The organism is Kribbella sp. HUAS MG21 (genome assembly GCF_040254265.1).
Classification (GTDB): Bacteria; Actinomycetota; Actinomycetes; order Propionibacteriales; family Kribbellaceae; genus Kribbella.
This window is the reverse complement of the sequence record NZ_CP158165.1, coordinates 226,330-239,720: the sequence shown is the minus strand read 5'-3', so window position 1 is coordinate 239,720 and position 13,391 is coordinate 226,330. Positions and strand designations below refer to the sequence as shown.

11 protein-coding genes and 1 tRNA gene are annotated in these 13,391 nt (G+C 70.0%); 3 read left to right on the top strand and 9 right to left on the bottom strand.

Annotated elements, in window-relative coordinates; all coding sequences use genetic code 11:
• Positions 1 to 46 precede the first annotated feature (46 nt).
• Entirely contained in the window at positions 47 to 997 is a 951-nt protein-coding gene (locus tag ABN611_RS01030; protein ID WP_350277818.1) for a LysR family transcriptional regulator, read from the bottom strand.
• Positions 998 to 1,158: 161 nt separating this feature from the next.
• Here ABN611_RS01030 and ABN611_RS01025 point away from each other — a divergent pair, with 161 nt between their 5' ends.
• The gene (locus ABN611_RS01025; protein WP_350277817.1) at positions 1,159 to 1,926 is read left to right on the top strand and encodes an alpha/beta hydrolase; all 768 of its coding nucleotides are present in this window, start codon (positions 1,159 to 1,161) and stop codon (positions 1,924 to 1,926) included.
• Here the strand turns inward: ABN611_RS01025 and ABN611_RS01020 are convergent.
• The 4 genes from ABN611_RS01020 to ABN611_RS01005 form a co-directional block, all read right to left on the bottom strand.
• Positions 1,908 to 2,936 (bottom strand): acyltransferase, encoded by a 1,029-nt coding sequence (locus ABN611_RS01020; RefSeq protein WP_350277816.1) that lies wholly within the window; start codon positions 2,934 to 2,936, stop codon positions 1,908 to 1,910. The genes ABN611_RS01025 and ABN611_RS01020 overlap by 19 nt on opposite strands.
• An 87-nt stretch (positions 2,937 to 3,023) precedes the next feature.
• Positions 3,024 to 3,758 carry a YdcF family protein gene (locus ABN611_RS01015; protein ID WP_350281757.1) on the bottom strand — a complete coding sequence of 245 codons (735 nt, stop codon included), beginning with the start codon at positions 3,756 to 3,758 and terminating at the stop codon, positions 3,024 to 3,026.
• Positions 3,758 to 4,891, bottom strand: coding sequence for a DNA polymerase III subunit beta (gene dnaN / locus ABN611_RS01010; RefSeq protein WP_350277815.1), 1,134 nt, complete (start codon positions 4,889 to 4,891; stop codon positions 3,758 to 3,760). Before dnaN ends, ABN611_RS01015 begins: the two co-directional genes overlap by 1 nt.
• Positions 4,892 to 4,943: 52 nt before the next feature.
• Positions 4,944 to 7,073, bottom strand: coding sequence for a galactose oxidase-like domain-containing protein (locus ABN611_RS01005; protein WP_350277814.1), 2,130 nt, complete (start codon positions 7,071 to 7,073; stop codon positions 4,944 to 4,946).
• A gap of 317 nt (positions 7,074 to 7,390) precedes the next feature.
• On the opposite strand from ABN611_RS01005, the gene ABN611_RS01000 reads away from it, so the two are divergent.
• Positions 7,391 to 7,882 (top strand): hypothetical protein, encoded by a 492-nt coding sequence (locus ABN611_RS01000; RefSeq protein WP_350277813.1) that lies wholly within the window; start codon positions 7,391 to 7,393, stop codon positions 7,880 to 7,882.
• Positions 7,883 to 7,929: 47 nt separating this feature from the next.
• On the opposite strand, the gene ABN611_RS00995 is transcribed toward ABN611_RS01000, so the two are convergent.
• The 4 genes from ABN611_RS00995 to ABN611_RS00980 all read right to left on the bottom strand — a co-directional run bounded on the left by ABN611_RS00995 (position 7,930) and on the right by ABN611_RS00980 (position 11,534).
• The gene (locus ABN611_RS00995) at positions 7,930 to 8,772 is read right to left on the bottom strand and encodes a S1 family peptidase (RefSeq protein ID WP_350277812.1); all 843 of its coding nucleotides are present in this window, start codon (positions 8,770 to 8,772) and stop codon (positions 7,930 to 7,932) included.
• 117 nt (positions 8,773 to 8,889) lie between these two features.
• Positions 8,890 to 9,489 (bottom strand): AAA family ATPase, encoded by a 600-nt coding sequence (locus ABN611_RS00990; RefSeq protein ID WP_350277811.1) that lies wholly within the window; start codon positions 9,487 to 9,489, stop codon positions 8,890 to 8,892.
• 76 nt (positions 9,490 to 9,565) lie between these two features.
• Positions 9,566 to 11,179, bottom strand: coding sequence for an ABC-F family ATP-binding cassette domain-containing protein (locus ABN611_RS00985; RefSeq protein ID WP_350277810.1), 1,614 nt, complete (start codon positions 11,177 to 11,179; stop codon positions 9,566 to 9,568).
• 278 nt (positions 11,180 to 11,457) lie between these two features.
• A tRNA-Arg gene (locus tag ABN611_RS00980) sits at positions 11,458 to 11,534 on the bottom strand.
• A gap of 159 nt (positions 11,535 to 11,693) precedes the next feature.
• Here ABN611_RS00980 and ABN611_RS00975 point away from each other — a divergent pair.
• Positions 11,694 to 13,361, top strand: coding sequence for a PrsW family intramembrane metalloprotease (locus ABN611_RS00975; RefSeq protein WP_350277809.1), 1,668 nt, complete (start codon positions 11,694 to 11,696; stop codon positions 13,359 to 13,361).
• Positions 13,362 to 13,391 lie beyond the last annotated feature (30 nt).

Sequence of the window (13,391 nt, the reverse complement as noted above, 5' to 3'; positions counted from 1 at the left end):
GAGCCAATCGCCACGACTCGGCGTGGGGGCCCGGGGGCGGCGGGCGTCAGGGGGCTGTGGCGAGATAGCCGGAGCCCATCAGATGCACGTCGAGGAGGTCGTCGAGGGCCTTCTGGACGCCGGCCTGCCGCGCGACGTCGAGCACCGCCCGCGCGAGCACGGCCTCGGGGCTCCGCGCGGCGATCACCAGCCCGACCCGCGGCCCGTGCGCCGGTCGCTTCAGCGGTACGACGCGCATCCCGTCCGGTACGCCGAACATGTGCAGCCAGGCGTGCGAGATCACCGTCGACCAGTGGTCGCCGTGCAGGTGGCTGTACAGGCCCGACACCGTGTCGCTCTCGATCGACGGGGTCGCGACGACACCGTCCTCGGTGAAATAGCCGTTCATGATCCGGCGGTTGCGCATGTCGGGGGAGAGCAGGCAGAGCGGCAGCTCGGCGACCTGCGCCCAGGTGGCGACCGGCAGGTCGGCGAGCTCGGTGTGCTTCGGCGTGAGCAGCAGGTACCGCTCCTCGTACAACGGTGTCTTGCGGACCTGGCCGAGCGTGTCGTCGTCCAGGTACGTCATCGCGACGTCGAGGTCGAACTCGGCCAGCTTCTGCGTGATGTCGCGCGAGGACAGCGACTCCAGGGTGACGCGGGCGTTCGGGTGCCGTTCGCAGAACGGCGTGGTGATCAGCGAGACCACGGGCATCGCGGTCGGGATCGCGCCGAGCCGGAGGGTGCCGGTCAGGCCGCCGCGCATCATCGACAGCTCGTGCCGGAGCGCGTCCTGCTCGGCGAGGATCCGCTGCGCCCACACCAGGACCCGCTCACCCTCGGGCGTCAGGCCTTCGAACCGCCGCCCGCGGCGCACGATCGGTACGTCGAGCTCCTGCTCGAGCTTGCGGATCGCGGCGGACAGTGACGGCTGCGAGACGTAACAGGCGTCCGCGGCCCGGGCGAAGTGCTTCTCGCGGGCGAGGGCGACGAGGTACTCCAGCTGACGGAGCAGCATCAGCGGACCCAGGATGGTGTGCAGTCGCCTGTATACATAATCCAAGTGTAGTGAGGCCAGGAGCATCGGGGAAGATGTGAACTGCGTCACACAGTGTCTGGTGGCGCGCGACCCGTTCGACGGTCTGGCAGAGGGAACCTCTGGCAGAAGGAGCAGGTGTGATGGACAAGGTGGTTTCGAAGGACGGCACCGAGGTCGCGTACGACGTGACGGGCAGCGGCCCCGGCCTGGTACTGGTCGCCGGCGCGTTCACGGGTCGCGCGTACTTCGCCGAGTACGCCGAGGCGCTGGCGTCGTCGTTCACGGTGGTGGCGTACGACCGGCGCGGACGTGGTGACTCCGGCGACACCGCGCCGTACGCCGTGGAGCGTGAGTGGGAGGACCTGGACGCGGTGCGGTCGGCTACCGACGCACGGTTCGCGTGTGCGTTCTCGTCCGGGGTGATGGTGCTGCTGCAGGCAGGCCTGCCGTTCGAGAAGCAGGCGATCGTCGAGCCGCCGTTCCGCGTCGAGGGCGCGCCGCCGGCGCCGGAGCGGTACCTGGAGCGGCTGCGGGAGTACGTCGCCGCGGGGAACCCAGGTGGTGCGGCGGAGCTGTTCATGGTCGAGGCGGTGGGTCAGCCACGTGAGGTGGTCGAGCAGATTCGCCAGACGCCGATGTGGGCGGGCCTGGAGGCCATGGCGCCGACCCTGGTGTACGACGCGCTGCAGATGCGGGACAGCGCCGTACCGGTGGAGCTGCTCGCGTCGACCGCCGTACCGACGCTGGGGCTCTACAGCAACGCCAGCCCCGAGTGGATGCAGCGGTCCGTGCAGGAGGCGGTGGCCGCGTTGCCGCAGGGCAGTGTGGAAGGGCATGACGGAACGTTCCACACGCTCCCTCCGGAGACGCTGGCGCGGGTGCTGACGGGCTACTTCATCGGTGCGTAAGCAGCCCGGCGGTCCAGGAGGCGCTTGAGGCGAGGTGCCAGCGGCCGCTCGACGCCGTAGTGCAGGGCGGCCGCGACGGCGGTCATCAGCAGCATCGTCGCGGCGACCAGGAGGACGTGGTTCACCTGGTCGCCGAGGCGCTCGAAGATGATGAAGCCGATGTGCGCGTGCACCAGGTAGAGCGGGTAGGTGAGCGCTCCGAGGACGGCGAACCACGGCCGGCCGAGGCGTTGGGTGACACCCAGTGCCACGGCCAGCATGATCGCGAAGATCGCCACGACGACCGCGATCACCACAGGGCGGTGGAGTTCGGTGTGGTACCTGATCCCGACCCGGTCGGCGAACCCGACGGCCCGGTAGATCGCATTGCCGAGCGCGACCCCGACAAGAGCCAGGGTCTGCGGCGTCGCGCCGTACCGATGGATCAGGCACAGCGCCATGCCCGCGACGAAGTAGTGCGAGAACTGCGTGTTCAGCACCAGGTCCGTGGCGTGCGGCAACAGTCCGGCCTGGAACGCGAAGGTCGCGGCCAGCCAGGCCCAGCAGAAGATCGTCACGCGGTGCGCGGTGATGCCGATCCAGGTGAGGACCAGGATCAGCGCGTAGAACCGCAGCTCGGCCCACAGCGTCCAGTAGACGACGTCGATGTTCTCGATGTCCGGCAGCGAGTTGAGCATGGTGAGATTCGCCAGGTACTGCGGGAACGAGACCGGGAACCGCCCTTCGCCGAAGCCGACGGAGACCAGCGTGGTGAGCGTGACCGCGACCCAGTACGCCGGGTACAGGCGGACGGCCGGTGAGCTGACGAACGAGCGCGGGCTTCGGTCCCAGGCGCTGAGCAGGACGACGAACCCGCTGATCGTGAAGAACAGGTCGACACCGAGGTACCCGTACCGGGCGACCATGTCCGCCTGCGGGAAGTGCAGGCCGCCCAGTCCACCGGCGTACGCGGAGAACAGGTAGTGGTACGCCATCACCGAAACTGCCGCGAAGATCCGCAGCAGATCCACCTCGTGGAGCCTGCCCCGCGTGGGTTCCACAACCGTCCTCTCGTCCGCGATCGCCCACCAGTCTGCGAGCTCGGGGCGCGGCGATCGTCAGCCCGCAGCAGGATCCGGGCGTGCGACCTCCGGATGACGCGCGGACTCCGGGTGGGCGGCGAGCAGACGGTTGTAGGCGGCAAGGACTTCGCGAGGGACGTCGACATGGTCGATGAAGTCGCGCCCCTGGGGACCGTAGACGTCCGGGGACAGCCGATGGATCTCGCCGAGGAGCAGCGACCGGAAACGCTCGCGGCTCCAGATCTCGGGTGCGCCCGGGCCGGCACTGACGTGGTCGGGGCCGATCCACGGAACGACCGGGGCGTGGCTGATCAGCGTGGTGCCCGGCAGCTCGGCGAAGGATCGCTCGAAGCAGGCATGCGTACGTCGCTGCATCGTGGGGTCCTGGATCAGCAGCAGCGTCAGCGGCTGCCGCACGAGCTTGCGGGTGAACGCCGCGTTCTCACCGCAGTTGGTGGACTGGTCCTCGACGACGATCTGGTCAGCGGGAACTCCGCGCCGGAGCAAGAGCTCGCGGAAGACCTGGGCCTCGGGCCGGCCGGTGGCCAGGTCGAGGCCGCGGCGCCGGACCGCGTCGTCGAGGTACTGCGTCGAGTGCCCGATCCCGCCGCTGACCAGGATCGGGACGCCGTACGTGCGGTGCGCGTCGGCGGCCACCTCGACCGACTCGAGCACCGCGGAGCCCATCAGTACGATCAGGTCGACCGGGCGGTCGATCGGATCCTGTCGGGCGAGGTACCTCGCGATCGTTGTCTCGTCCGCGGGCGGCATCACGTGGGGAGCCGCATCGGCATCAGGATGTAGGCGGAGTCCGCGGTCGGTGCGTCGTCGGGGGAGCGGAGGCCCGTCAGGTTCGTCGGCTTCGTCGGTTGGGTGAAGGCGAAGTGGGCGATCGGCGTGCCGAGTGAAGCCAGGCCGTCGAGGAGGTAGCCGGCGTTGAAGCCGGTCGTCACCGGGTCGCCGGTCAGTGTGACCTCGACGGACTCCGAGGCCTGGGCCTCCTCGCCGTTGCCCGCGTCGAGCGTCGCCGTACCGTCCTCGAAGGTGAGCCGCACCGGCGCCGACCGCTCGGCCACCAGCGCGACCCGCTTCACCGCCTCGACGAGCGCCGCGGTGTCCACGGTGACCGTGGACGTGATCGCGCTCTCCGCCGGGATCAGACCGCGCACCTTCGGGAACTCGCCGTCGATCAGCCGGCTCGTCGCATGCCGCCCGCCGCCCTCGAACCCGATCAACCCGTCCCCTGTGCGGGTAGCACCGAGCGCCAGCGTCAACTCGTGGCCGGACATCGCCTTGGCGACGTCCGCGAGCAGCTTGGCGGGAACCAGCGCGTTCGTCTCGATCGCCGGGTCGGCCGGCTGCCACGGGAACGACCGGACGGCCAGCCGGTACCGGTCGGTGGCCAGCAGCGAGATCGTCGACCCGCGGATCTCCACCCGGATCCCGGTGAAGACCGGCAACGTGTCGTCGCGGCCCGCGGCGCTCACCACCTGCGCGACGGACCGGGCGAACGCGGCGCCGTCGACAACCCCGCTCACCGCCGGGATCTCCGGCAGCGGCGGATACTCGTCGATCGGCAGCGTGTGCAGGACGAAGCGCGCGGCGCCGCTGCTCACCTGGACCCGGGTCGCCTCACCGCTCAGCTCCACCGAGTCCCGCGGCATGCTGCGGCAGATGTCGGACAGCAGCCGGCCCGACACCAGCACCCGCCCCTCATCGGCCACCTCCGCCGGCACACTCACCTGCGCCGAGCTCTCGTAGTCGAACCCGGACAGCGTCACCTGCCCGTCCGCCGCCTCGACCACCATCCCGGCCAGGATCGGCACACTCGGCCGGCTGGGCAGCCCGCGCGCCACCCATCCCACCGCTTCGGCCAGCACCTCACGCCCAACCCGAACCTTCACGCCGCACTCCTCACCGTCTCGGAGTACGACCCAATCACCCGCCACCGACAATTCAGTAACGGAACACCTGCGTGACGGATCCGTTGCAGTTGGCGAGCGTCACCTGCTCGGCGTTCGTCCTCCCAGGAGCCGTGAAGCAGAGCTTGGTCTTCGTCGCGGACCTGATCCGGCCGTCGCTGCCGATCGTCCACTTCTGCGCCGGATCGGTGCTGCTGCAGACGTCGGTCCTGATCGGCGCACCGACCTTGAGATTGCCTCCCGGTACGTCGGCGCAGACTCCGAGCGCGCGCAGCGTCCCGTCGCCCGGCCGCGTCCAGCGCTGCGCCTGGGTGCCGTTGCAGTCCCACAGCTGGATCTTGGTTCCGGGAACGGTCGAGCTGTGGTCGATGTCCAGGCACCGGTCGCCGGGACCGCTGATGGTCAGCCGGACCGGGGCCGGTGCCGGCGGCGCCGTCGCGGTCAGCTGCACCATGCGCGCCACCGACGGCACACCGTTGCTGTCGACAACGAACAGCATGTAGTACCCGGGCGGGGCCTGGTTCACGTCGGCCGGGGAGCTCACGGTGAGCGTCGTACCGCTCGCGCTGAAGTTCAGCGGCACGTAGCGCTGCCCCTGGTCGTCGCCGTGCGTCGGAGCACCCAGCCCGACCAGTCCCACCTTGGCGATCGACGCGGCCTGCGGCGTGGTCACCGGGAAGGTGCTCGCGTACGGCGCACTCGCCGGGGCGGTCGTGATCGTGGGGCGGGCCGCCGGCTGGCCGTCGGCGCCGTACAGGTACGGCGGGCTGAAGTACTCGATGTTCTTCTCGAGGTAGCCGACGCGCTGGCACTCGCCGCAGATCCCGCCGCCGCCGGTCATCACGCGGCCGTCGGGCAGCAGGAGAGAGGTCGAGTGGTACTGCCGGACCCGGTTCGCGGCCCCCAGCGTCCGCCAGGTGCCCGTCTCGGTGTCGTAGAGCTCCGCGTCGTACACCGGGCTGTTCAGGTTCACGCCGCCGTCGCTGATCACGTCGCTCATGCCGCCGGTCGCCAGTGCGTCGCCGTCCGCGAGCACGGTCAGGTTGTGCTGCCGCCGTCCGACCGCCATCGAGCCGGTGGGCTGCGTGAGCGTCGGACCGTTCGAGTTCACGATCACCGCGCTGCGGCTCGGCACGGAGACCTTGCCTTCCTCGCTGACGTTGCCGCCGCCGGCCACGAGCGTCCGGCCGACCCCGATCGTCGCGAAGCTCGCGTAGTCGCGGTAGATGAGGTCCCGGACGGAGGTGCCGGCCTGCGCGCCCGCGGCGCTCGTCCGGAGCGTGCGTACGACGGGATCGGGACCGAGGAGGTCGACGTTGCCGTCCGGGCGGGACGTGAGCATCGGGTACAGCCGGCTCGACGGTGTGGTGAATCCGGTCAGCAGGCGGATCCACTGGTTCGTCTGGTGGACCTCCGCGTTCTCGGGGCCGCCGCCCAGGATCAGGGCCTCCTGGTTCGGCAGGGCGGTCACCGACGGGTACCAGCGCTCGGCGGCCATGTCAGGCCCGCGCCGCCAGGTCTCGGTCCGCCAGTCGAACAGGTGCGTCTTGCGGTGCCCGTTCAACGACGAGTCACGGTTGCCGCCGGCAACGAGCACCGTACCGTCGGAGAGCTGGGCATAGCCCGCGCAGAAGATGTTGTAGCCCTGGACATCGACCCGCTTGCTCGTGTTCGTGACCGGGTCCCAGACCGCTGCGCGGGTGAACGACTGGTCGCTGTACGTCTCGGCCGGGCCGTCGCCGACTGAGTCCCACATCAGGACCTTGCCGTTCGGCAGCATGGCGGTGAAGACCGGGACGAGCGGCGCCTCGACCACACCGCTCCAGGCGCCCGCCACGGCCGGATCGGCTGCGGCTGCCCGGGCGTCGGCGACCGCCTGCTCCTGCGGCGAACGGCGGCCCGGGCGCTTGCCGGTCTGCCGTTGCACCTCGTCGGCCTTCGCCTTCGCGGCACGCTCGATCTCGCGGATCGGTACGCCGACCAGGTCCTCGGCCGCGTGCTCCGCGCTGTCGTGGTCGTGCGGAGTCGGGTGCGCGTGCGGTTCCGCCGTACCGGCGGCCGGTGGCTCGCCGTGCGCGCTCACCGGGACGGAGACGCCCAGTACGACGACCAATGGAACGGCGACGGCCACAGCCGTCCGGGCGCGCGTGAAGAGTGAGCGCATGACAGGTTCCCCCCTGTGCTGCAGGCGATCATTGGCGGACGATCGCTGGAGTCAGCGTCCGCAGATTTCGGGGCGCCGTCAATCGTTCGCACGATCACGGTCCGCGATCGCTACCCACCGGGATCTCTCGATCACGGCGGATGATCGTGGGTCGCTGTCACGCACTGCGATGGCCCTGACGTCTTTTCACGACCGCGCAAGCGTCGTACCTTGCCAGGAAGCCGTTCAGAGGGGGACGGGGAACGTCGCCGGGCTGTGGCGATACGGTCCGGCGGCACAATTCGTAAGGGGGGCCTGCGATGGGCCGCAATCGTGGGGTGTTAGCTGTCGTCGGTGCCCTGTCCGCCGTGGCCCTGGGTGGGGCGCTCGGCATGGGCATGATGGTCCAGGCCGGCGCGGCCTCGAACACGACGAGTACGACGACCACAACATCCACCTACTCGCCGCCGACGACCACGACGACGACCACCACCACAACACCGCCGACGACCACGCCGCCGACGACCACGCCACCCGGGGGCGAGTTCTGCACACCGGGGTTCTGGAAGAACAACCCGCTCGCGGTGGCCGAGACCGGCGTCAACATGGCGCAGTCCTACAACGCGCTGTTCGACCCCGACGTCGACGGCACGAAGAAGGGCGGCGTCGCGAACCCGACGCTCCAGCAGGTCCTGGACAGCCCGCAGTTCTACGGCGGTGAGGCGGCCAACAACGTCGCCGCGCTGCTCAGTGCCGCGCATCCGGACGTCGACTTCACCGGCGAGCGCAGCGAGGACACCTGCCCGCTGTCGGCCGACGCCAGTCGCTGAACCATTGCGGGCCGGCCGCGCTGGTTGCTACGGCCGGCCCGCTCGGGTCAGTAGACGGTCACGCCGTACGCGGAGGCGGCTTCGGTGACGGGCTGGAAGAACGTCGTACCGCCGCTCCGGCAGTCGCCGCTGCCGCCGGACGTCAGGCCCAGCGCCTTGGTGCCGTCGTACAGCGGGCCGCCGGAATCGCCGGGCTCGGCGCACACGGTGGTCTGGATCAGGCCGCCGACCTTGCCGCCGCCGGAGTACCGCACGGTGACGTTGAGCGCGGTGACCTTGCCGCTGTGCGTGCCGGTCGTCGAGCCCTTGCGGGTCACCGACTCACCCACGTAGGCGTTCGCGGCGGTGAAGCCGCCGGGGTGGGCCAGCGAGGTGTTGGTGTACTGCACGAGCGCGTAGTCGTTCCCGGGGAAGCTGTAGCCGGCCGTCGGGCCGATCAGCGTGCTGTGGCTGGAGTTGGTGTACCAGGTCTTGGCGACCTTGCCGCAGTGACCTGCGGTCAGGAAGTAGTAGTTGCCGCCCTTCTGCACGTTGAACCCGAGCGAACAGCGGTACTGGCCGCCGTAGATGGCGTCGCCGGCGGACAGCAGCGGCCGGAACACACCGTTCGTGCGCTTGACCTCCACACCGTCTCGCTGCAGCGAAGCGAGCTGCTTGGCCGAGACGGTGCTGTCGGCCGTCACCACGACCTTGCCCGCCGCTGCATCGGTGTACCAGGCGACACCGCGTACTCCGGACTGCTCCACAGCAGCCTGTGCCGCGGACAGCAGGGCCGCCGGCGACGGGGCCTTGGCTTCCGCCGGTACGGCGGTCAGGGAGGCGGCGACCGCACCGACGACGGCCAGGAGCTGGGCGGTACGGCGCATGCGTGACGTACGTTCGATCCTCACTTGATTCCTCCTGCGGCATCACGGGACCGGGTGGGCGGGGTCCCTCGAACGCGTCGGCCGGCAGGGGGCGTAGCCGTCAGGTCACCGGCAGACACCAAGCAATGTTCCCGCTTGGCGTCAGAAGCAACCAGCCTTCGTGGCAGCGTCACCGAACGCGACGTGCTCCACCCGGTTGGCCTGGGACCGCGTCAGGACGACGGCCGACAGTGCACCCGGTACTACGAGACCCGGGTCGCTCGTCGCCCGCGCCACCACGTCCGGCCAGCGCCGGCAGTGCGTCTCCATGCTGCTCGACCGGACGACGCGGCCGCGGGCCCACTGTCCGGAGCGGGCCACGTCACCCGGTACGTCGAGCAGGATCAGGTGCAACGGCAGGCCTGCCCGGCGGGCGCGCCACCCGATCAGGCGGCGCGCCCACGGACGGGTGGCGCAGTCGTGGATCACCATCGGCCCCTGGCCGCGGCGCATCGAGCTGAGCAGCGTCACGTAGTACACGAGGTGCACCAGCGGACGCCACAGGGCGTAGGGGAGTACGCCGAGGACAGGCATCCAGCGGTCGCGGATGTGCGCGGAGTCGAACACGCGGACCGCGTCGGTGCCGCCGAACACCCGGCGCAGGAAGGTGGTCTTCCCGGCGCCGGGTATCCCGGCCAGCACGACGACAGCGTCCGCGGCGTACCGCAGCTCGCGTACTCCTTCGATGGTCCCTGTGTGCACGGTGTCCGTCCTTCCCACAACTACTAGTAAGACGAACGGCGACTACGAATCGACCCGTGAGCGCACTGAGAAGACCCTAGGAAGTCCCTGAGAGTGCGCGGCGCTGGTGCATGCGACCGTCCTCGTCGAGCTCCACGACGGTGTCGACGCCGAGCCGCTCCAGGAACGCGAAGTCGTGGCTGACGACGAGGACCGCGCCACGGTACGCGTCCAGTGCCTCTGCGAGCTGCTCGACGCTGGCGATGTCCAGGTTGTTGGTGGGCTCGTCTAGTACCAGCAGCTGTGCAGGAGGCTCTGCGAGAAGCAGACGAGCCAGCGAGACCCGGAACCGTTCGCCACCGGACAGCGTGTGCACAGGACGGTCAGGGCTGTCACCGCGTAGCAGCAGTCGGGCCAGCTGGTTGCGGATGGTCCCTGCCGGGGTGCCAGGAGCGACCTCTTGCACGTTGGCCATCGCACTGGCGTTGTCGTCGAGTCCGTCGAGCCGCTGGGGGAGGTAGCTGACTAGTTCGGTCAGCAGCCGCCCGTGGGGCCTGCCGGGTGTCGGCTCGGTGCCACGGATGAGGTGGTCGATAAACGTCGACTTGCCGCTTCCATTCGCTCCGACGAGTGCTACGCGTTCTGGTCCTTGCAGCACGATGGTGCGGTCCTCGTCGTACAGCTCGGCGATGCGGCGGCCGCGGGGCACATCCGGGTCCGGCAGCACGAGGTGGATGTGCTCCTCCTGCCGCACCCGGGAGTCTGCCGCGTCGACCGCTGCCTGAGCGGCCTGCACCTTGTCGTCCAGGGTGGAGCGCAGGGCGCCGGCGGACGCCTGTGCCTTGCTGGCGCGGTTGCCGGCGAGAATCTTCGGGATGCCGCCGTGCTGCTGGGTCTTCTTCGCAGTGCGCTCCCGACGGGCCAGCTTCGTCTCGGCCTCGATGCGCTGCCGTTTCTCGACCTTCAGCGCCTGCTGGGCGGAGCGGGCGGCCTGGAGCGCGGCTGCCTGCTCCTGTTCCCGGTGCTCCTTCCAGGCGCTGTACGGACCGCCGTACGTCTCGAGCGTCCCGCCGTACAACTCGGTCGTGTTGTCCATGTGCTCGAGCAGTTCGAGGTCGTGGCTGACCACGACGAGCGTTCCGGGCCACTGGTCGACGAACTCGGCCAGCTTCGCGCGGGTCGGCCGGTCGAGGTTGTTGGTCGGCTCGTCGAGCAGCGTGATCGGTGTACGGCGGACGCGCAGCCCGGTGATCGCGATCAGCATCGCCTCGCCCCCGGACACCTCCGCGACGCTGCGGTCGAGGTCGCCGGCCGAGAACCCGAGCTGGTCCAGGGCCTCGCCGGCGCGGGCCTCGATGTCCCAGTCGTCGCCGATCGTGTCGAAGTGCCGTTCGTCGGCGTCACCGGACTCGATCGCCCGGATCGCGCCGACGATGGCGTCGATGCCCAGCAGTTCGGCGATCGTCGCGTCCTGGCGCAACGTCAGGGTCTGCGGCAGGTAGCCGACCTCGCCGGTGGTGTCGATGTGACCGGACGTCGGCCGCAGGACGCCGGCGATCAGCCGGAGCAGCGTGGACTTGCCGGCGCCGTTGCGACCGATCAGGCCGGTACGCCCGGCGCTGATCGTCCCGTTGACCCCGGCCAGCGCGACGGCGCCGTCCGGCCATTCGAAGGTGAGTTCGCGCAGGGTGATTGCGGACTTGGAAGACATGGGTGTGGCTGCTTTCTTCCCCGGCGGTCGCCGAGGGGGATCGAGGGCGCGCGTGCACACGCACGGACCCGGAAGGAGGATCGGCGCGAGGCGAACGTGCCGGCGCGGCTCGGCGACCTTGGCACCGCCGGCGAACGGCGGGTGTCGACGCCCTCGAACGGGCGGACAGGAGCGGTCACGCAGAAGCCACCGGCAGTCCGGTGGCTAGATTCTGTCGACCTCGATCTCCACGGCACCAGATTACCATGTGAGCGCAATCACAAACCCCGGGAGTCGCGTGGCGCGCCCGGCAGGATTCGAACCTGCGACCAACGGATTAGAAGTCCGACGCTCTATCCAGCTGAGCTACGGGCGCGTGGCACGGAAGAGTGTCTCAGATCGGCGGGCGGTTCCGCCTCCGGGTTCCCGATCACCGGATTCGCGGCGTGCCGAAGTACAGGGTTGTCGTTCCATCCCGGTAACGCTGAGTGGGTGGTCCTGCCGCTGGATCTGCACCCCAACTAGGCTGCGGTGCATGAGTCACCCCTCACCAGGCCCGTCCGGCACGCCGCAACCCGCGGCGGGGTCGGCGTACTCGCCCGGCGGACCGTACCCGCAGCCCAACGTGCTCGGGAACCACCCCGTCCCCGGCCAGCGCCGGAACCAGGGCGTGCTGATCGGCATCGTGATCGCGGTCGTCTTCGCGATCGCGGGTCTGGTGATCTTCGGCATCGTGGCCAGGTCGACCGGCGCGGGCGGTTTCACCTGGGGCCTGGTGTTCGCGTTCGTCCCGGTGATCCCGGTGATCTCGCTGTACCTGTGGCTGGACCGGTACGAGCCCGAGCCGACGAAGTACATCGTGATCGCGCTCTGCTGGGGCGCGTTCATCGCCACGCTGGTCGCGATCTTCATCAACACCGAGGTGTCGCACTGGCTGGCCGAGACCGGCGTCGGCGGCGACCGGTCCGCGGTGTTCGTCGCGCCGCCGGTGGAGGAATTCGCCAAGGGCTCGGTGATCCTGCTGCTCGCGCTCGTCCGGCGCAAGGAGTTCGACGGCATCATCGACGGCCTGGTGTACGCCGGGATGGTGGGCGTCGGCTTCGCCTTCACCGAGAACATCCTGTACTACGGCCGCGTCTTCAACACGCTCTCCGAGGAGGCCGGCAGCGACGCGGGCCTGCGGGGCGCGTTCGCGCTGTTCATCATCCGCGGCGTGATCTCGCCGTTCGCGCATCCGCTCTTCACGTCGTTCATCGCGATCGGGATCGGGGTCGCGATACGCCATCGCAGTACCGTGGTCCGCTACCTCGCGCCCGTCGTCGGCTATTTGGCCGCCGTACTGGCGCACGCCGCGTGGAACGCGTCCGCGAGCTGGGCCGGCGGCGGGGGCTTCATTCTCGCGTACCTGTGCCTGATGGTTCCGCTGTTCGTCTGCCTGGTGGTGTTCGCGCTGGTGATGCGGTCGCGGGAGGGGCAGATGATCGCGTCCCGGCTCTACGACTACGTGCGGTTCGGGTGGCTGGTGCCGCAGGACGTACCGCTGATCGCGACGCTGCGCGGGCGCAAGGCCCTCCGGCAGAACGCGCGCCGGTACGGCGCCCAGGCGGAGGCGGCCGCGAAGGCGTTCCAGCACAACGCGACCGAGTTGGCGTACCTGCGCGACAAGATCGTCCGGCAGGTGATCGGACCGGAGGCACTGGACACCGAGAAACGCCTGCTGGACGAACTCCGCGACCGCCGTCCGAGCGTCCCCTTCCCACCCATGCCCGCCTTCGCCCAGGCCGCCCCGTACGCCGGCGCGCCAATAGGTCCTGGTGCACCGATGGGACCTGGGGCACCGATGGCTCCGGTGGGACCGGGGGCGCCGATGGGACCTGGTGTGTCCATGGGCCCAGGGGGACCTGTGGGAGGGCCGGGCGCAGCAGGCGCGCCGTACGGCCCCGGTTCACCCGGCCTTAGCAGGCCTGTACCGCCTGGAGCGCCTGTAGGCCCCGGAGTACCCCTGGGAGCCGCCGGCCAGGACCAGCCGGGCCGATCAGGCGAGACGCCGTACCCGAGGCCGCAGGACGGTTATCCGCCCGCCCAATCCGGGTATCCGTCCGGGCAACCCGGTCAGCCCGACGGCCAGTCCGGATACCCGGCGGGACCCCCTGGTCAGCAAGGACCGCCGGGAGGATACGGTCCGTATCCACCACAGCAGTGACTGCCACCCGTCCACGCCGCCAAACGGGGA

Coding starts and splice junctions, on each gene's coding strand:
- ABN611_RS01030 (WP_350277818.1), bottom strand. CDS start 997: ATGCTGCTCCGTCAGCTGGAGTACCTCGTCGCCCTCGCCCGCGAGAAG.
- ABN611_RS01025 (WP_350277817.1), top strand. CDS start 1,159: ATGGACAAGGTGGTTTCGAAGGACGGCACCGAGGTCGCGTACGACGTG.
- ABN611_RS01015 (WP_350281757.1), bottom strand. CDS start 3,758: ATGCCGCCCGCGGACGAGACAACGATCGCGAGGTACCTCGCCCGACAG.
- ABN611_RS01005 (WP_350277814.1), bottom strand. CDS start 7,073: ATGCGCTCACTCTTCACGCGCGCCCGGACGGCTGTGGCCGTCGCCGTT.
- ABN611_RS00985 (WP_350277810.1), bottom strand. CDS start 11,179: ATGTCTTCCAAGTCCGCAATCACCCTGCGCGAACTCACCTTCGAATGG.
- ABN611_RS00975 (WP_350277809.1), top strand. CDS start 11,694: ATGAGTCACCCCTCACCAGGCCCGTCCGGCACGCCGCAACCCGCGGCG.